At 52.2% G+C, this 18,397-nt stretch carries 15 protein-coding genes; 6 read left to right on the top strand and 9 right to left on the bottom strand.

Annotated features, from left to right (window positions below; translation table 11 throughout):
* Positions 1 to 48: 48 nt before the first annotated feature.
* From ACYVJM_RS09680 to ACYVJM_RS09665, 4 genes are all read right to left on the bottom strand, one after another.
* Positions 49 to 1,584 carry a SusD/RagB family nutrient-binding outer membrane lipoprotein gene (locus ACYVJM_RS09680; protein WP_461148020.1) on the bottom strand — a complete coding sequence of 512 codons (1,536 nt, stop codon included), beginning with the start codon at positions 1,582 to 1,584 and terminating at the stop codon, positions 49 to 51.
* Positions 1,585 to 1,630: 46 nt separating this feature from the next.
* Positions 1,631 to 4,762 carry a SusC/RagA family TonB-linked outer membrane protein gene (locus ACYVJM_RS09675; protein ID WP_461148019.1) on the bottom strand — a complete coding sequence of 1,044 codons (3,132 nt, stop codon included), beginning with the start codon at positions 4,760 to 4,762 and terminating at the stop codon, positions 1,631 to 1,633.
* Positions 4,763 to 4,948: 186 nt separating this feature from the next.
* Positions 4,949 to 6,190, bottom strand: coding sequence for a mandelate racemase/muconate lactonizing enzyme family protein (locus tag ACYVJM_RS09670; RefSeq protein ID WP_461148018.1), 1,242 nt, complete (start codon positions 6,188 to 6,190; stop codon positions 4,949 to 4,951).
* Positions 6,191 to 6,399: 209 nt separating this feature from the next.
* Positions 6,400 to 7,440 carry a LacI family DNA-binding transcriptional regulator gene (locus ACYVJM_RS09665; protein WP_461148017.1) on the bottom strand — a complete coding sequence of 347 codons (1,041 nt, stop codon included), beginning with the start codon at positions 7,438 to 7,440 and terminating at the stop codon, positions 6,400 to 6,402.
* Positions 7,441 to 7,706: 266 nt separating this feature from the next.
* On the opposite strand from ACYVJM_RS09665, the gene ACYVJM_RS09660 reads away from it, so the two are divergent.
* The 3 genes from ACYVJM_RS09660 (at position 7,707) to ACYVJM_RS09650 (ending at position 11,006) form a co-directional block, all read left to right on the top strand.
* The gene (locus tag ACYVJM_RS09660) at positions 7,707 to 8,522 is read left to right on the top strand and encodes a purine-nucleoside phosphorylase (RefSeq protein WP_461148016.1); all 816 of its coding nucleotides are present in this window, start codon (positions 7,707 to 7,709) and stop codon (positions 8,520 to 8,522) included.
* A 157-nt stretch (positions 8,523 to 8,679) separates the two neighbouring features.
* The gene (locus tag ACYVJM_RS09655; RefSeq protein ID WP_461148015.1) at positions 8,680 to 10,371 is read left to right on the top strand and encodes a tetratricopeptide repeat protein; all 1,692 of its coding nucleotides are present in this window, start codon (positions 8,680 to 8,682) and stop codon (positions 10,369 to 10,371) included.
* A gap of 233 nt (positions 10,372 to 10,604) precedes the next feature.
* Entirely contained in the window at positions 10,605 to 11,006 is a 402-nt protein-coding gene (locus tag ACYVJM_RS09650) for a hypothetical protein (RefSeq protein WP_461148014.1), read from the top strand.
* A gap of 216 nt (positions 11,007 to 11,222) precedes the next feature.
* On the opposite strand, the gene ACYVJM_RS09645 is transcribed toward ACYVJM_RS09650, so the two are convergent.
* The 3 genes from ACYVJM_RS09645 to ACYVJM_RS09635 all read right to left on the bottom strand — a co-directional run bounded on the left by ACYVJM_RS09645 (position 11,223) and on the right by ACYVJM_RS09635 (position 13,248).
* Positions 11,223 to 11,648, bottom strand: coding sequence for an arsenate reductase ArsC (locus ACYVJM_RS09645; protein WP_461148013.1), 426 nt, complete (start codon positions 11,646 to 11,648; stop codon positions 11,223 to 11,225).
* A gap of 152 nt (positions 11,649 to 11,800) precedes the next feature.
* Positions 11,801 to 12,631, bottom strand: coding sequence for a phosphatase PAP2 family protein (locus ACYVJM_RS09640; protein ID WP_461148012.1), 831 nt, complete (start codon positions 12,629 to 12,631; stop codon positions 11,801 to 11,803).
* A 71-nt stretch (positions 12,632 to 12,702) separates the two neighbouring features.
* A complete protein-coding gene (locus tag ACYVJM_RS09635) occupies positions 12,703 to 13,248 on the bottom strand; it encodes a DNA topology modulation protein (RefSeq protein WP_461148011.1) in 546 nt (181 codons plus the stop codon).
* A 425-nt stretch (positions 13,249 to 13,673) separates the two neighbouring features.
* Here ACYVJM_RS09635 and ACYVJM_RS09630 point away from each other — a divergent pair, with 425 nt between their 5' ends.
* The 3 genes from ACYVJM_RS09630 to ACYVJM_RS09620 are packed head-to-tail and all read left to right on the top strand — an operon-like array spanning position 13,674 to position 16,396.
* Positions 13,674 to 14,411: a (Fe-S)-binding protein gene (locus ACYVJM_RS09630; RefSeq protein ID WP_461148010.1), complete on the top strand. Its 738-nt coding sequence runs from the start codon at positions 13,674 to 13,676 to the stop codon at positions 14,409 to 14,411.
* A 24-nt stretch (positions 14,412 to 14,435) separates the two neighbouring features.
* Positions 14,436 to 15,815, top strand: coding sequence for a lactate utilization protein B (locus ACYVJM_RS09625; protein WP_461148009.1), 1,380 nt, complete (start codon positions 14,436 to 14,438; stop codon positions 15,813 to 15,815).
* Complete coding sequence (locus ACYVJM_RS09620) at positions 15,812 to 16,396, top strand: LutC/YkgG family protein (RefSeq protein WP_461148008.1); 585 nt, start codon at positions 15,812 to 15,814, stop codon at positions 16,394 to 16,396. Before ACYVJM_RS09625 ends, ACYVJM_RS09620 begins: the two co-directional genes overlap by 4 nt.
* A 60-nt stretch (positions 16,397 to 16,456) precedes the next feature.
* Here the strand turns inward: ACYVJM_RS09620 and ACYVJM_RS09615 are convergent, their stop codons facing one another.
* Together ACYVJM_RS09615 and ACYVJM_RS09610 are read right to left on the bottom strand one after the other, a co-directional pair.
* Positions 16,457 to 17,365, bottom strand: a complete 909-nt coding sequence (locus ACYVJM_RS09615; protein WP_461148007.1) for a helix-turn-helix domain-containing protein — start codon at positions 17,363 to 17,365, stop codon at positions 16,457 to 16,459.
* A gap of 2 nt (positions 17,366 to 17,367) precedes the next feature.
* Positions 17,368 to 18,381: a zinc-binding alcohol dehydrogenase family protein gene (locus ACYVJM_RS09610; RefSeq protein ID WP_461148006.1), complete on the bottom strand. Its 1,014-nt coding sequence runs from the start codon at positions 18,379 to 18,381 to the stop codon at positions 17,368 to 17,370.
* Positions 18,382 to 18,397 lie beyond the last annotated feature (16 nt).

Here is an 18,397-nt window from a genome sequence, read left to right as displayed (position 1 = left end):
GAAAAAGAAAGGTTAATAGGTTGTAAGTATGCGGGTAGGGGTAAACCCCTACTTCTTATCCCACCACACCCGTGTGTCGAGCGTGTTTGGTCCCTGCCGGGTGATGGCTTCGTTTAGATTGGCCGAATTGACGACGATTTCGCTGTCCGGGTAGGGCATACGTCGGATGAAGTCGCCTTTCACTTCGGAGCCGGGGTATGGGTTTTTCTTGAGCGCAGGGAAGCCGCTGCGCCGGAAGTTGGCGAAGGACTCATTGCCATCCAGGAAGGTCGCAACCCAGTACTGCGTATTTATCAACTCCAGCGCTTTGGCCGCATCCAGGGGGTGCGTATCCAGATACGCTTTAATATCCGCTTCCGGAACGGCTGATCCGTAAGACGCCATCTGTTCCAGATTGGCCCGGATACCTTTGGCGTAATAGTCGGCCGCCGTTCCCTGTACCCAGCCCCGAACGGCGGCTTCGGCCAGCAGCAGCTGCACCTGCGAATAGGTGATGTGAAACTCGGGAGCGTCCAGCTTGAGTACGGTGTTCAGGTTTACCTGGCTATAATCCCACAGGCTGGCTACTCCGTTTTGGGCCAGTGTCGTTGTAATGGACACATCATTGTAGCCCATTGGCATCCCGATCTGTACTTTCGGGTCGGAGGAGGCACGGGCAGCTGTTTGTTCCTGTCCGCCTTTGGCCCCTACGTAGCGCACTGCAAAAATGGGCAGACGCGGGTCGTTGTTCTCTTTCAGGTAATTGACAAACGGAGCCGCGAGGTAGAAATTGGTTTTTTCGCGGGCGGCCAGGTGATTGGCAATATAGTTGTTGTAAATAGCCGTGTGCCGGATAATCGAGTTGTCGGCGTTGGACTGGAACACGCCCCCCGCTACGGCTTTGGCTACGTAGGATTGCGCCGTGGCGGGATCGACTTTGGTTAACCGCATGGCGGCCCGCAGCATGAACGAATAGCCAAGCTTTTTCCATCTGGCAACGTCACCCCCGTACAGAATATCCGTAACGACGGGCGACTGTGCCGTGGTCAGCGCGGCCGATGCTTCCTCAAACTCTTTCAGGATATCCTTGTAAATCGCCTGTTGGGCGTCGTATTTGGGGGAGATGATCTCGTTTGTGTACCCCTGTCCCGCTTCGAAGTACGGTATATCGCCGTAGGTATCGGTCAGGATCATAAAGATGTACGCTTTCCAGATGCGGGCCTGGTTGTAGGTATTGGACTGGAGCGGGTCATTTTTGGTCTGTTCCAGCACGGCAACCAACTGCTTAAGCACATTCCGGTAGAAGTTAACCCACACCAGCGGGGTATTGCTCCCGTTAACCTGGTCGTAGTTAGCCCCCGATAGCGAGCTGCCGTAAGGTGTAATAATCTGCTGCACAATGCCGAAGTTGTACGTCAGCATACCCAGCGTGCCAAAGCCATCGAGGTAGGTGGTACTGATAATGGCTTTGTTGAGCACCAGCGAAGGAGCCAGTGCCGTCGGGTTTACCCGGTTCGTATTCAATTCGGTAAACCCTTCATCACAGCCCGAAAGCAGACTTAGCGAGAGGAGTAAGGAAAGTATATATTTTAGATTTGTTTTCATGATTTCTGTCGTTTGGGTTTGTCATTGCGGGAAATGACAGAAAAGATTAGAAGCGGGCGTTCAGGTTGAAACCAATGCTGCGGGTTGGCGGCAGGCCCGGCCAGAAATCCAGCCCCACGGCGTTGTCCGACGAAACAAGCACTTCTTCAGGGTCCATGTTTTCCGTCCACTTTTTGATGATCAGGACGTTGTTGGCCACTGCATTCAGCCGCAGGCCTTTCAGGAAAAACCGTTGGGGCAGGATCTTATCGAAATCGTAGCCCAGAGAAATTTGACGCAGTTTCCAGAACCCGGCGTTGAACACAAAATCTTCATTGATACCCAGTGGATTGATTGACTCATAGAAGGGCTGCACGGCAGCTCTCGTCTGGTTGATTTCTCCGTTTGGATTGACCCCGTTGCCGATCACATACCCCACGTCCCGACCCGGTAATGTCCGTTTCGATAGGCCGTGACGCATGTAGTTGATGTTGCGGCCCGCAATCATTTTATGGCCCAGTTTGAAGTCGATCAGCGCCGACAGTACGATGCCCCGGTACGTGAAGGTGTTGGTAATACCACCGAAATAACTGGGCAACGCATTACCTACGTTCTTGAGCGTGTTGTTCCGAAGCGGCATTCCGCTGTTGGCGTCGAACACCTGCCGACCCTGTGCATCCCGCAGGTAGGTGAAGGTGTACAACTGCCCGATGGGCTTGCCCACTACCTGATTGAGTGTGCGGCCACCGCCACTGCTGACCGTAATGACAGTATCGTTGGGCGATAAGCCAAGTTTCAGCACTTTGGAGGTATTGTACGACACGTTGGCGCTGACATCCCAGCGGAACGCAGTCGTCCGGACGGGCGAGAAGGTCAGCAGCATCTCAAGCCCCTGGTTCATACTCCGGCCTACGTTGATCAGCTTGCTGGTGTACGACGAGGCATCGGAAACCTGAGCGGCCAGAATCTGGTCGTCCGTCGTTTTGTGGTAGTACGTGAAGTCGAAGCCTACTTTGTTGGCGAACAGCTTCAACTCCAGCCCCACTTCGGCTTCCTGAATGCGCAGCGGACGCAGGTTTTTATTGGGAACAACCGTTGCGTTGATGCCGCCCACGGGTACCAGCGCCCCGGAGGGGTTCGGGAAGGAGTTGTTATCCACCGAAAAATACAGCGCGTTGGAGTAGGGGTCGACGTTGTCCGAGCCGACCTGCGCATAGGCCGCGCGCAACTTCCCGAACGATAGCCAGGCGGGCATGTTATCGAACGCCTGGGAGAACACGAAACTACTTGTTACGGATGGGTACAGAATGCTTCGGTTGGAGGGAGCCAGTGTTGAAAACCAGTCATTGCGGGCCGTGGCGCTCAAAAACAGGAAATCCTTGTAGGATACCGTAGCCGCTCCAAATACAGAATTGATCTTTTTCTCCGCCAGACTGTAGAGCGGGTCTTTGATGCGTCCGTTCATGACGGTATACAGTCCCGGCTGCACAAAGTCCTGCACCGATACACTGTTGTAGTCGCTGCGGGCGTAGCGGTGGTTGCCACCCAGCGTCACATCTACGCCGATGGTGCCAAACGTCTTGTTTATGCCGAGGATCAAATCGAGGTTCCGTTCGGTATTCTGTCGGACATCCTGTGTGTAGGAACCGTTTACGAATCCCACCGGAGCGCGGGCAATCGGGGCGTAGCCGTTCGGAATGTTGTATTCCTGGTTTCGCACATAGTAGTCCTGTGCCAAACGGGCCTGTGCGTACAGCCAGTCGGTGAACTGGTATTTAAGAGCCACATTTCCGAAAAGCCGATTTCGATTGACGTTCTCGAATTTATGGCTCATGGAATAGTAGGGGTTGTTACGGACCAGAAACCGTGAGAAAACGAACTCATCACCGTTGGGTAACGTCTGGTTGTCGCGCAGAGCATCGAAAGGCATCGAGTTGGCCAGTGTGAAAATCACCGTCGAGACCGACAGGTCCTGGGTATTGAGCTGGGGTGGGTTGACGTTATTTTCCAGCGAGTAATTGATATTTCCCAGTGCAGTGAGTTTGGGTGTAATGTTCTGTGTAAACCCCAGGTTGATCACCTTCCGGTTGAAGGTGTTGTTTTCCATGATGCCCCGGTTGTCGGTGTTGCCAAAGGACAGGCTGAAGCCGCCGTTCTGGCCGTTGTTCGATACCGTTACGGTATTGGTGAAGTTAGTGCCGACGCGGTAAAACTGCCGCACCCGGTTGTAGACGGGCTCGTAGGGGTATGTTTTGTTATCGAACAGAATCTGCGTCATGCCCGGCTGGAACTTCTCCCCGAAGCTCCACACGCCGGAGGTCGGGTTGCGGTCGGTTGGCCGTTTGCCACCTTCACCCTGCCCGTATTCGTACTGGAAATCGGTGAAATCCAGCGGTGTGTCGGTCGTGAAATTGGCGTTGTAAGTCACGCCAAATCCTTTGCCCGATCCCCGGCTTTTGGTCGTAATCATGACCACGCCGTCTTTAGCGCGCGACCCATACAGGGCAGCGGCCGTAGCCCCTTTCAGTACGGTCATGGTCTCAATATCATCGGGGTTAATGCTGCTCAGGCCATCGCCACCGTCCGAACTGTTGGACGCCCGGTTACCGAAGTCACCCCCGAGGGAGTAGTTGGAATTGTCGATCGGTACCCCGTTTACCACAATCAGCGGGTTATTCTGTCCGCTAAACGACGACTGGCCCCTAATGCGGATTTTAGCCGTTCCGGCGGGGCCTGTTCCCATAGACGTGATGTTAACCCCGGCCATTTTGCCCTGTAGCCCACTCATAAAATTGGGTGTCCGGTTTACGTTGATCTGTTCGGCATTGACCGTTGCGGTGGCGTAGCCCAGCGTCTTGGCTTCCCGTTTGATCCCGAGCGCGGTTACCACCACTTCATCAATAGCCTTGGCATCTTCGGCCAGTTCGACGTTCACGACCGAGCGATTACTGACGGGTACTGTCTGACTGACGTAACTGATATAGGAGAAGATCAGCGAGGCATTGGCCGGTGCATTGATGGCGTAGTTGCCCGAAGCATCCGTCGCCGTACCAATGGATGTACCACTAACGAGAACGTTCACACCGGGTAATGGCTGCTTGTCCGTACCGGTTACCTTACCGGTTATTCGGTTCGTCTGGGCATATGCCAGACCGCAACTCAGAAGCAGACAACAAAGAAAGATTAGAGCTTTATTCATGTGTAACAGAGATTTAGGGTAGCGGAATTGGTACTGAACTGTCCTTAAATATCAATGAATGAAATTGATATAGTTCTAATTTCTGATTGCAATGAAATGAGTTACCCCAACCCTGCCTAAAACAGAGAAAGAAGGGGCTACCTGGTCAGGCTTTTAATCGATCTTCAGGTTGTATGAGGGGGATGCTTACCAGTTGTGGATGGCGCCGTCGGGGCTTTTCAGAATCGGATGAGGGAACTCGGTTTTAGCCGCTACCTCCAGTACAAACGTTGCCTTCTTGGGGTCGAATTTGACGCCCAGCCCCGGCTCGGGGTTCAGGTAGAGCTTTCCGTTTTTGAAGTTTATAAAATCTTCATTGAAGTAGGCAGGTCGCTCGGGCTCGCCACCACCCAGCTCCATCAGGCAGCGGGTAGGGCTGCTGGAGCCCAGAACGTGTACCAGAGCCGCCGTAGACAGTGGCCCGGTGAAGTGCGGAATCATGCCGGCGTAGTGCGTTTCGCACAAAGAGGCTATCTTTTTAAACTCCCCGATACCGCCGGTATTCGGTAAAGTAACGCGCGTGTAGTCGATCAGCCGCTGTTCAATGAACTCGTTAATGTCCCAGCGGTCGCCAAATTGTTCGCCTACGGCAATGGGTACGGTGGTCATCTGGCGGACGGTCTTGTACACGGCCGAATTTTCGGAGCGGACAATGTCTTCCACGAAGTAAGGTTCCAGATTTTCCAGCGCCTTGCAGATCTTGATGCCCTCGGTGGTGTCGAAGCGGGTGTGCAGGTCGAGGGCCCACTTGCCGCCCCCGCCAACGGCTGCGTCGATGCGTTTGCAGATCTCGATCGTTTTCTTTGCGTTGTCGTAGAAGTCGAAGGGCTGTTCGCCGTTGCCGCCGGTAGGACCAATGCGATAGGCGCGCAAACCGGCCTCTATGCAGTCTCTGGCCCGTTCTTCCTCGGTTTTGGCTTTGGAAGCCCGAAAACCCGTGGCGTAACATTCGACATAATCGCGGGTGGCTCCGCCGAGCAACTCGTAGACGGGAACGCCCAGAGCCTTGCCCTTAAGGTCCCAGAGGGCCATTTCCAGGGCACCCAGCGCGTGCAGCTTCTCCCGACCAGGGGGATAGAACATGCCCCGGTACACGTTTTGCCAGATGTGCTCGATACGGAACGGGTTTTCGCCGATCATCATCTGGGCGCACTGCTCAATCATGTCTTTGGAGCCACCTTCGCCAATGCCGATAATGCCGCCATCGGTGTAAATCTCGACAATGCCGCGCGCCTGGTTGAATAAGGGCTTGTTGTAGCCGGGGGCACTGTAGTACCTGATTTTTGTTATTTTAAGTTTGGGGGGTGCCTGGGCCAGACTCGTCGGCCAACCCGCACAGAGAGCAGTTGAACCGACGAGCGCCGACTTGAGAAAGTTTCGTCTTTCCATAAAGTTAAGGGGTAGGAATAGTCAGAGGTGGTTAAGTAAGGTTAGGGGTTGTTAAGGGTTGTCAAGTAGGGTCAGAAAAGGTTTTGATAGGTTACTGCCGTGGTGTCAGGTGCTTAGACCTGACACCATTGGCGGTAGAAGGGTAATCTGTTGGTTTAGGAATAGGCACTATAAGGTTCTCGCTTAAACGTTTAAGCAAAGGTATAAAACTAAGTTTTCAGGATTTTCTTTGTTTTTGACGAGGCTCGTTCGATCAATTCTGCTTTCATGAGTATCTGCGCGGGCTCGGTGGGTTTATGGGTTATTTTTTTCATTAACAAGTCAACAGCCGTCTGGCCTAACAGCACAATGGGTTGCTTCAGGTAGGTGATCGGGCAGTAGTACAGTTCAAATACCTCCGCTTGTCCGAAACTGACGATGGCCAGATCGTCCGGCACACTGATCCCTAATTCATTTATATATTTCAGTCCGCTGACGGCCAGGCTATAAGTGGCAAACAACAGCGCGTCGACGGGCTGGTTGGTGGCCAGCATCGTGTCAATGGCGGCTTTAACGCCGGTATCGATAGCGCTGATTTTGATTCGTTTCAGCCAGTGCTCGTGGGCCTGTACGTGATTGTCGTTAAGCGCGTCCTGATACCCTCTGATCCGTTCCTGCATGTGAAACAGCTGCGAATCGTAGGCGATCATGCCAATGTGTTTGTACTGATTTCTGACTAAGTGAGTACCTGCGTCATACGATGCCTGATAATGGTCCGTTGAAACGAAATCGGTGGGTATTTCCGGGAAATACCGATCCAGCAATACGACGGGTATATTGTTGTCATTGAGGAAGCGAATCTGATCCTCCGAATCTTCGGAAGAGACAATGATAAATCCATCCACTTGCCGGTTGATCAGAACGTCCAGTAAATCCCGCGACTTATCGGCGTTTTCATCTGAGCTGCCGATAATGACTGTATATCCGTTTCGTTTTGCTTCATCTTCAACCACCCGGGCAATGTTGGCGAAGAACGGGTTCGATATATCGGCAATGATCAGGCCGATGGTATGCGTTTTACCGCTTCGTAAACTCTTGGCCAGATGGCTCGGCTGGTAGTTTAATTCGGCCGCTATCTGCCTCACCTTCGCAGCTATTTCCTGCCCAACCCGACTCTCTTTTTCCTTTCCATTTAATACATAAGACACTAAAGCAGTGGAGACACCCGCTTTTTGGGCTATATCTTTTATAGACACCTTTGTCTTACTCATGCTCCGTTTATCGGATTAAACTACTTTGTTGGTGGAACTGGTAGGGTCCGTTGTTAAAGTCAGACAAATATAAAGTTAATCGTTTAAGCAAAGCAAGAACTATTATTATTTTTATTGAAATTTGTTTTATTATCAGATAGGTAAGTTTGCCCCTAAGGGATTGTCTTCGAGAAAAGGTACTTTAGCGCCTATGCACAAATTCGACTGTCTGGCTGCTTAAGCCGGCAGGTCGTTACTTTTCAGGAAAAGATACTCCGCTTCGCATTATGCTCGAACAGATTCAGGAAGCCGCTCAGTTTATTCAATCGAAAATAAATCTTCGGCCAGCCATTGGCATCATTCTCGGAACCGGCCTTGGCGCCCTCGCCCATGAGCTGGATATTGAGACGACCATTCCCTACGAGACGATTCCTCATTTTCCCCTCTCGACGGTTGAATTTCACTCCGGTAAGTTATTGGTTGGCACGTTGGCCGGTAAATCGGTGGTAGTGATGCAGGGGCGTTTTCATTACTACGAGGGTTACACCATGCAGCAGGTCACATTCCCGGTGCGGGTAATGCACGCCCTGGGTATACAAACACTGTTCGTTTCCAATGCAGCCGGTGGGATGAACCCCGCTTTTCAAACCAGCGATCTGATGGTGATCGAGGACCATATTAGTCTGCTGCTACCGGAAAATCCACTGATTTGTGCGAATCCGCCCATTTTCGGTGAGCGGTTTCCCGATATGAGCGAGCCGTACCGAAAAGCATTGATTGACCTCGCTTTTTCGACTGCCGCCGATCTGGAAATCCCACTCAGGCGCGGGGTATACATGGGTGTAACGGGGCCGCAGCTGGAAACGCGGGCCGAATACCGGATGCTGCGCCAATGGGGTGCCGACGTAGTAGGGATGTCGACAGTGCCGGAAGTGATCGTGGCGAATCAACTCAGGATGGACGTTTTCGGCGTGTCGGTCATTACCGATTTATGTTTCCCCGATACACTGGAAAAAGCCGAATTACGTAAGATTCTGGCAGCCGCTGCCCTGGCTGAACCGAAACTAACGGCGTTGATTCGGGAAATGATTGGGCGGTTGTAAAATGGACTTTACGGCTGGTGAGCAGGCGTTTTCTCCGAGAGGCTGTGCGACCGTTTGTTAGGACCTCGTGTGCGAAACCTAGCGAAAATGCCTATATTCCTCACGAATAGCCATCTGTGCCGAGTTAGTTGATTCCCTTCCGAAAATATATACCAATATGAAAGCTGTTTTTTGGGTTTTACTCCTGCCCCTTTTTCTAACCGCTTTTTTAGTTCTCAAGCCCTCCTTCGTAGCGGAGACCAGTCCATACATTACCATGTGCGGAACGGAAACCAGCGGCCGTATCAACCGACTGGAGAACGGAAAATTTATGGTTCCTCTGCCGGGTTGGGGAAATCATTCGTATCCGATTTCTACCCGATCGGATAGTACCCGGTTCTACTTCAACCAGGGCCTGACGATGTACTACAGCTACCACATGAAGGAAGCGATGGCTTCCTTTAAAGAAGCCGCTCGTCTGGACCCTGCCTGCCCAATGGCCTGGTGGGGGCAGGCACTGGCGGGAGGGCCCTATTACAATGCGGCTCATACCTACACCGTTCCCGCCGACATGCCCACGATTCTGGCCCGCATGAACGAACTAAGCTCCAATGCCAGTGCAAAAGAGAAAAGGCTGATTCAGGTGATGAACACCCGATACGCGTCCGATATGGCTGGGGAAGATCGAAGAAAACTCAACGAAGCTTACGCGTCGGCGACTAAAGAACTGATCACCGAATTTGACGACCCGGACATTAAGATGCTTTATGTAGACGCTATCATGTTGATCCATGCCTGGGATTTCTGGACGCCCGATGGAAAGCCCAAAGCCTGGACACAGGAAGTCGTCGACCTAACCGGGAATGTACTGAAACAATACCCGAATCATCCGGCTGCGCTGCATTACCAAATCCACTTAACCGAAGCCTCCCGGCAACCCGAAGTAGCCTTACCCAGCGCCGATAAGCTCAAAACACTGCTGCCCGGCGTTGCGCATATGGTTCACATGGCGAGCCACGAATACCAGCGAAACGGGCTTTTTGAGCAGGGTGTAATGGTCAATGACAACGCTGATGACAACTTATCGGTCTATGATTCGCTGGCGGCTCATCTGAGTCTGGCAAAGCATTCGCCCCATTACTTTGCCGTTCAGACCTACTGCGCGCTGTCGGGCGGTATGTACGAAATTGGCTTGAAAGACGCACTTCGCTGCCGTAAATCCGTCTCGCCGGTAGCCGGGAATACCTACGATCAATACCTGTACATGTTACCCTCGCTAACACTGGTGAGATTGGGTAAATGGAAGGAGATTCTGGCGGCACCAAAACCACAGAACGACTGGACCTATGCTATGTTGCTGGATCATTTTTCGCGGGGGATGGCGCTGGTGGCACTCGGGAAAACGACGGAAGCTCAGCAGGAACTCAGGCAGCTTCAAGAGCGACTGCTTGACCCCATTCTCGAGAAGCGACGTATTCCCTTCAATGCGCCCCTGCCCGTAGCCCGCATGGCCGGACACATTCTGGACGCTTCACTACAGTTCGCTCAAAAGGCATATGATCCGGCTTTCGCGGCCCTCGATAAGGCTATCAGCCTGGAAGATAAACTGATCTATACCGAACCCAGCGACTGGCCGCTGCCGGCCCGGCAATTTTTGGGTGCTTATCTGCTTAAACTGAAAAAAGCGAAAGAGGCTGAAGCCGTGTATCGGGAGGATCTGGAACATCATCCCGGCAATGGGTGGTCGCTGGTAGGTCTTCATAAGGCGCTTGCCCTTCAGGGAAAACGAATTGAACTTGCACGGATCGAAGCCGGGTATAAAACCGCTTTTTCAAAAGCCGAGCAGATTCCGGTATCATCTGTTTATTGATTGAGCAGTACGGCAAATGAAGCGTAGGTAAGTGCTCGATCTGCTTATTTTGGTTTCTGGTTCACAACCGGACAAACTTGTACGATAGCGGACCCGGTTTGTCCGCTATCGTACAGGCTGGCAAGAGAGTATTTTCCATAAACTATTGACTATCAGTTATATTAATCTGTTGGCATGCTTGTTGGCATATACTATGTGAACTTGAAAATCACATTAAACAACAACATACTGCCATGAACAACTTACTTACTTCCGCTTTTGCTAAAACAGTTGCCGCCCTCTTTTTAAGCGCCACACCTTTGTTGGCCAATCCAGCAAACCCGACAAAACCCGCTTCCTTCGACGCCAGTATTTACATCACGAAGAATAATAAGATCAAGCTGGCTGTCGATAAGACGACAGCCGAATCGGTCAGTATCCGCTTGCGGGAAGCCGGTCAGAGCAATTATCTGTTTACGCAGCAGGTAGGCAAGCGACAAACCCAGGCTCGTTTGCAGCTCAATGTGGATGATCTGCCAAGTGGCAATTACGAATTGGAAATCAGGTCGGCTAGTGGTGCCAGCATCGTTAAACAGGTGCAGCTTGGCACACCCGTTTTGGTAGCCGCCCCACAGCGTCTGGTCGCAATCAACTAGCACGAAGAAGTCCCCGCCAAGTCAACCCCTCAGGTAACCAACCCTGAAGGAGACTACTACCAACACCAGCAGCGCAGGACGGCAAGCCTGCCAAGTCAACCCCTCAGGTAACCAACCCTGAAGGGGTTGACTGTGGATATCCCCGGATTGCAATCCGGGGGCTAGGGTGCCGTCCGGGGTCAGAGTGCAGTCCGGGGGCACACGTCCCGTCCTGGCTTACACGCCCACCGACTCGGTCAGCCGTTCGTTGATGAATTGCTCACTGTACTGCCTGATCTGGTCCCGGACCACGCGAAACTGCGCCAGTCTATCGCTTTCCGGCGCGTGAGAAGGGTCCGTAAAACTATGATGAATCATCTCCGCCGTGGATGGAAAATAGGGGCACTGTTCGCGGGCGTTGTCGCAAACGGTAATGACGAAGTCGATTGGAATATTCAGGTACTCGTCGACGTGATTGGAGGTATGGTGCGAAATATCGACACCGTCTTCGGCCATGACCTGAATGGCTAATGGATTGACACCGTGCGGAGCTACTCCGGCGCTGTAAACCGTAGCGCGGTCACCGGCAAAATACTGAAGGTAGCCGTGGGCCATTTGCGACCGGGCCGAATTGCCCGTGCAGAGTACTAAAATCGTTTTCATTTTTTCTGAGCCAGTAGTTGCAGGCCAGCGACCCGTGCGGAATGTGCAATGGTTTTCGCCAGAGCCGCCACGCGGTTTGGCTGCTCCGTGGAAACTTTTGTCGGGGTCGTTGCGTGGCCCAAAGGTAGAAAGGAAATAGTCAGATGAATGGCTCAGAAATGATAATTGAGCGTTAACCCTTTTTGGCCGGATGCGGAGAAGAAAGGTTCCAGGGCTACCGCCTTCGATCGTTTTATGCGTTTATGCAATTCCGGAATGAGGATGCCCGAAGCGGCCCCAACCGCAAATCCCAGCATGACATCGGTCTTGAAATGTTTACCCGCTTCCATGCGGTTGTAGGCAACCAGTGCCGGAGGAACACTCGCCAAGGTAAAAATGCCGACTCGCTGCCAGCCTTTAATGTGGTGGTAGTCGGTGAACACCTTGGCCAGGAAAAACGTGGCCGTCGAGCTAAAGGACACATGGCCACTGTAGAACGAATTACTTTTGGCAACCCCGATTTTAGATTCAAGCGGCACATCCGGGTTGTACGTAAACGGCCTCGCTCGCCGAACGGAATAGGCCGATGCAAAGTAGATCGCGTTATCGACGGCATGGGTCACGACGTACAGGGTTAGCAAATCGAGCCAGTCTTTTCGTAGTCGTTTGTCGGCCATCAGCAGCAGCGGGCTGAGGATGGATACATTTAGAAAAAGATCCGACCGTTTCTGCGCCCGCTCGTAATTCGCCGGATTGTTAAAGATAACCGAGCGGTCGAACGCATTGACAGCGTTTGGATCAAGATGGATAACGTCGGCCTGATCGAATGACGCAACGCGATCCAGTTGTTTGAACCCAAGCGCCGAAACCCCGATAAAAACCAGTGAGCCACCACCTTCATAGGGTAGACTTACGTTATAAATCTTTCGGGTTGTGGTATCGGTCTGGCCAGATACAGTTGTTAGGAATACCAGCAAAAAGGCAAGTATACTGAGCAATTTCATAAGCAGGATCCATTGAGTACGTAATCAGTCTGCAAAGATGATGGTCTGATTTGTATTTCCCCTGCACCCGGTTACCGGCCGGCCTGGTCGAGAACGCGTACCCGGCTTGTTTGTGCTAAACTGTTTAAAAACGTTTTTAGCTGACTAGGTTGTTTGAAGATCAGGACGGTACGGTTGTCGAGGTGTTCGTTAATTCGCTTCAGTACCTGCGGCCGATTAAGGTATTTATAGGTCAATATCCAGCCCAGAAAACGCCAGTCCACTTTTTCTGGGCAACCGGGACTCATATCGGGGCGGCTTTTACCCCGATAGGTAATGAATCGTTTAATTACGCGCCGAAGGCAGAGGAATACAGGAAAATCCAAAAAAATAATGGTGTCGGCAGCTTCGAAACGCAGCCCCATGGTAGTATTGTAGTTTCCATCGATGATCCAACTGGACTGATTCGTCAGTTGGTTTAACACGACGACTTCTTCTGCTTTGGAAATCATTTTCCAGCCCGGCTTCCAGAACTGGGCGTCCAGATGAATAACAGGCAAGTGGAGTACTTCGCCAAGCTGCCGGGCCAATGTGGATTTGCCTGCACCTCCACAACCGACAATAACGATCTTTCTCATTCCCTCAATCCTCCTTTACAGACTGTTTTTAGAATTCTTTACCAGAAGTCGACATCAGCATCGTGGTCTCATTGCTGAACCCGTATATAAATGCGGCCGGGCACTGGTTATACTTGTTAATCATCTTGACGGCTGCCGATGAATTTCCTGGTGGCCCAGTCGTTCGGAATTCGCGTGTGGATGCGCAACGAGATAGCTGCTGAAACGGTAATATAAGCACCAGATGCCACACTTGCCTGTTTAAACCATCAATTTATAGTCATTGCCGTAAAAGCCGATTAATTGACAGAGTATTGATTCTTTAGACTTGTCTTTTGACTAGGAAAGTACAGGAAGGATGTAAATTTGCAGTAGCTACATTTGTCGTAAGAAGTTGCCCTGTTTTATCTGCTCAACCCAGGGAAATTGCCTAGTCTGAATAGCACATGAAAGTTGGCCTGTTTGTTCCTTGTTACATTGACCAGTTTTATCCCAACGTAGCCATCGCTACGCTGAAGTTATTGGAAAAAGTAGGCTGCGAGGTAGCCTATCCACTTCAGCAAACCTGTTGCGGGCAGCCGATGGCCAACTCCGGGTTTGAGCATCTGACGGGAGGCTGTAACGAGAATTTTGTCCGCAATTTTGCCGACTTCGATTACATTGTTTCCCCATCAGGAAGCTGCACACTGCACATAAAACACCACCTTCATTCGACCAACGAAGAGGCCGCAGCCGGCATCCGCTCCCGCATTTACGAACTAACGGAGTTCCTGACGGATGTGCTGAAAATAACGGCTTTAGATGCCACGTTCCCGTATAGAGTTGGGTTACACCAGAGTTGCCACGGCCAGCGCGGGCTGCATTTGGCCCAGATGTCGGAGCTGGTGGTTTCGCCACCTTTTTCGAAGCCTGTACAGTTGCTCAATATGGTCAACGGCATTGAATTGATTCAGCTCGACCGGCGGGATGAGTGCTGCGGATTTGGCGGTACATTCTGCGTAACGGAAGAAGCTGTTTCGGTAAAAATGGGTAAAGACCGTGTGGCGGATCACCTGCGCCACGGCGTTAATTACATCACCGGCGTCGACGTATCCTGCCTGATGCACATGGAAGGTATTTTGAAACGGGCAAACTCTGCCGTGAAAGTCAAACACATTGCTGAGATTCTGACGGCTACGCTATAGAAACAGGTCAATCAACAATACCCGATGAACAAGCAACTTATTTTAGATCACGCCGACGCAGCCGTTGAATTCAATAAGAACGAAGCGAAAGTCGACTGGCACGATGAAACGCTCTGGTTTGTACGTACCAAGCGAGATCGGGCCGTTGCCCAGATACCCGAGTGGGAGCAGCTCCGGGAAGCGGCCTCGCAGATAAAGAACCACGTGCTATCCAATATGCACGATCTGCTGATCCAGTTTGAAGAAAATGCGCTTCGAAACGGCATCAAGATTCACTGGGCTGCCAACGGCGACGAGCATAACGCCATTATTCTTGACATTATAAAACAGGCAGGGGCGAATCGGATGGTTAAATCGAAGTCGATGCTGACCGAAGAATGCCACCTGAACAAATACCTGATCGATAACGGGATTGAGGTGATCGACAGTGATCTGGGCGAACGGATTGTGCAGATGCGCAATGAGCCGCCATCCCATATCGTGCTGCCTGCCATTCACCTGACCAAGGCCGAAGTAGGCGAAACCTTTCACGAACACCTGGGGACCGATAAAGGCGCCACCGACCCGCAATACCTGACCGAAGCCGCTCGCCAGCACCTGCGCGAAACGTTTCTGACGCGTAAAGTGGCCCTCACGGGGGTCAATTTCGCCATTGCCGAAACGGGTGGCTTTGTGGTCTGTACAAACGAAGGCAACGCCGATATGGGCGCGCACCTGGCCGATGTACACATTGCGGCCATGGGTTTCGAAAAGATCATTCCCCGTGCGGAGCATTTAGGAGTTTTTCTGCGACTGCTGGCCCGCTCGGCAACCGGACAACCCATTACGACCTTTTCCAGCCATTTCCATCGGCCACGGCCGGGTCAGGAGATGCACATCGTTATTGTCGATAACGGACGCAGCCGTCAACTGGGGCGACCCGATTTCCGTAATTCGCTCAAGTGCATCCGTTGCGCGGCCTGTTTAAATACCTGCCCCGTTTACCGGCGGTCGGGTGGGTTTAGTTACCACAGTGCCGTTGCGGGACCCATCGGGTCTATTCTGGCGCCGAACCTGGATATGAGGAAAAATGCCGATCTGCCGTTTGCATCAACACTCTGCGGGTCGTGTTCCAACGTGTGTCCGGTTAAGATCGATATTCACGACCAGCTCTACAAATGGCGGCAGGTGCTGATGCAGGAAGGGTACGGCCCCGGTAGTAAAACTGTTGCGATGAAGGCGATGGCAACGGTGCTGGAGTCGCCCCGCTTGTACCGGATGGCGGGTAAAGTAGGGCGGGGGGTGCTGCGGTTTGCGCCGATTACCGTCGAAAATGGCCTCAACCCCTGGTACAACCAGCGCGAAATGCCCGAACCCCCGGCCGAAAGTTTCCACGACTGGTACGTTAATCAGAAGAAATCATGACCACCCGCGACCAGATGCTGGCCAGTATTCAGGCGAATCAGCCTGCCATGCGGCCTATCCCGGCCAACTTTACGTTCACATCGGTTTACCCCGACCTGACGCAGCAATTTATTGATGTGTTAACGTTTGTAGGTGGGGCCGCCCTTATTGTGGAGGATTTTGCGGCTATCAGAGCTTCATTGCAGACGCAATTCCCAAACATGACAAGTGTTGCCACCACTTGCCCGGAACTCGCCGACCTCGCCGATGTGACGATGAATGTCACAGACCCGCACGAACTTTCGGGACTAAACCTGGCCATTATCGAAGGGCCGCTGGCAGTCGCCGAAAATGCAGCTATCTGGGTCGATGAACGCCAACTGCCCCAGCGGGTAGCGCCCATGATTACGCAGTACCTGGTGATTATCATCCGTCAGTCGACCATTGTACCCAATATGCACGACGCCTACAAGCTACTGAAGGTTGACGAAACCGGCTTCGGCACGTTCATTTGTGGCCCCTCCAAAACCGCCGATATTGAGCAGAGTCTGGTCATTGGTGCGCACGGTGCCCGGTCGTTGATGGTCTATATTTTGCCGTGAGACCGTGCCAGAATATACGCCTGTTCTGGCACGGTCTTACAGCAAGCGAAGGCCACCTGATCAATTCAGGTGTTGGTTCTTGTATTGCATGGGCGTTAGGCCCACCATCTTTTTGAACAGCCTGGTGAAATAGGGCGGATTCTCGAAGCCCAACTGATAGGCTATTTCGGCAATGTTATGGTCCGAACTGAGTAACCTGTTTTTGGCTTCATCCACCAGATAGAGGTGAATATGCTCCAGGGCAGTTTTACCCGTTTCCAGCTTTAGTACATCGCTCAGATAGCGCGGAGAGAGAGACAAGTCGTCGGCCAGTTGATGCACGGACGGTAAGCCCTGTTTCTGAAGTCGCCCGCTTGCCACATACCGGTTAAGCGTTTCGTGAAACTTGCGGATGGTCGTTCCTGAGAGGTTGGTGCTGCGATTGATGAACTGCCGTTTGTAAAACCGCTCCGAATACGTCAGGATGGAGTCGATGTGCGAGAGAATAATCTCCCGACTGAACTCGTCCTGATTGTTGTCGTATTCGGTGCGAATCTTCTCATAGGCATCCCACATGATTTTCTCTTCAGCCGGCGACAGGTGCAGGGCTTCGTTGATCTCGTACTCGAAATAGCCGTACTTCTTAATCTGGTCGTGCAGCCGGTGCCCCGTCAGGTACTCTTCATGGAAAAAGATCAGGAATCCTTTTTCGGCAAACTGTACATTGTTGACCTCAATGATCTGCCGTGGTTTTACAAAGACCATAGAACCATTGTCATGATCGTATTTGGTCTTGCCGTACAGCACGTAGCCCGATTTGATCTTTTTCAGGGCAATCATGTAAAAGTCGCTGGTGAACCGGGCTTCGCCTACCGAGCACGTCATTAATTCATGACACGTCATCAGGCTCAGCAACGGATGTCCCGGCGGGGGAAATCCGCTTTTGCGGTGTAGCTCCGAGATGGTTTTATAATGGTTAATCCGGTCCATGATCAGAAGGATATGACCAGTTTGCCAATCGTTGTGCCCGACTCAAGCTGCGCGTGAGCCTGCTTCAGATTATCGGCCGACAGGCCATGCAGGGTCTGCGTGAGCGTAGATTTCAGCACGCCTTCGTCCAGCAGGTCGGCCACCCGGTTCAGGATATGGTGCTGCTCGATCATATCGTCGGTCTGGAACGTAGACCGCGTAAACATGAACTCCCACGAAAAACTGACGCTTTTGTTTTTGAACTTGTTCAGCACAACGGGTGCGGCACTACCCGTAATGGAAGCAATATGCCCCTGGGGTTTGATGAGTTCGGCCAGCGTATCCCAATAGCCGTTGGTGTCCACAAAGTCGACAATGTAATCAACGTACTGAAAACCGGCCTTGCGAACTTCGTTGATCAGATCGCGGTGATCGACGACCAGATCGGCCCCCATTTTGTTGCACCAGTCAATCGTCTCGGGGCGCGATGCGGTGGCGATTACATGCAGACCCAGCAGTTTTTTTGCCAGTTGAATGGCAATAGACCCCACGCCCCCGGCCCCACCAATGATCAGCAGGGTTTTATTTCGATCGCGTTCGGGCGAAAGCCGCATCCGGTCGAAGAAAATCTCCCAGGCGGTCAGGGCGGTTAGCGGAATGGCAGCAGCGGCTTCATCGGATAAGCTGGCTGGCTTACGACCCACGATCCGCTCGTCGATGATCTGGTATTCGGCATTGCTGCCCGGTTTGGTAATATCACCGGCATAATACACCGCATCGCCCACCTTGAACAGCGTAACGTCACTGCCTGTCGCTTCCACCACGCCCGATGCGTCCCAGCCAATGATTTTGGGCTGTTCCAGCACCGTGTCCTTCGCTGAATTCTGCCGGATTTTAAAATCCACCGGATTGACCGATATGGCATTCACCTTTACCAGTAAGTCATGAGGACCCGGAGCGGGTTTATCGATGTCGACGTCAATAAAACTCGCGGCTTCTGAGAGGGGGAGTGATGTCTTAAATCCTACTGCTTTCATGTCTGGTTTACGTTAA

It is taken from the genome of Spirosoma pulveris, from assembly GCF_054781875.1.
The sequence above is the reverse complement of the archived record's forward strand: the minus strand, read 5'-3'. Positions and strand labels throughout refer to the sequence as shown.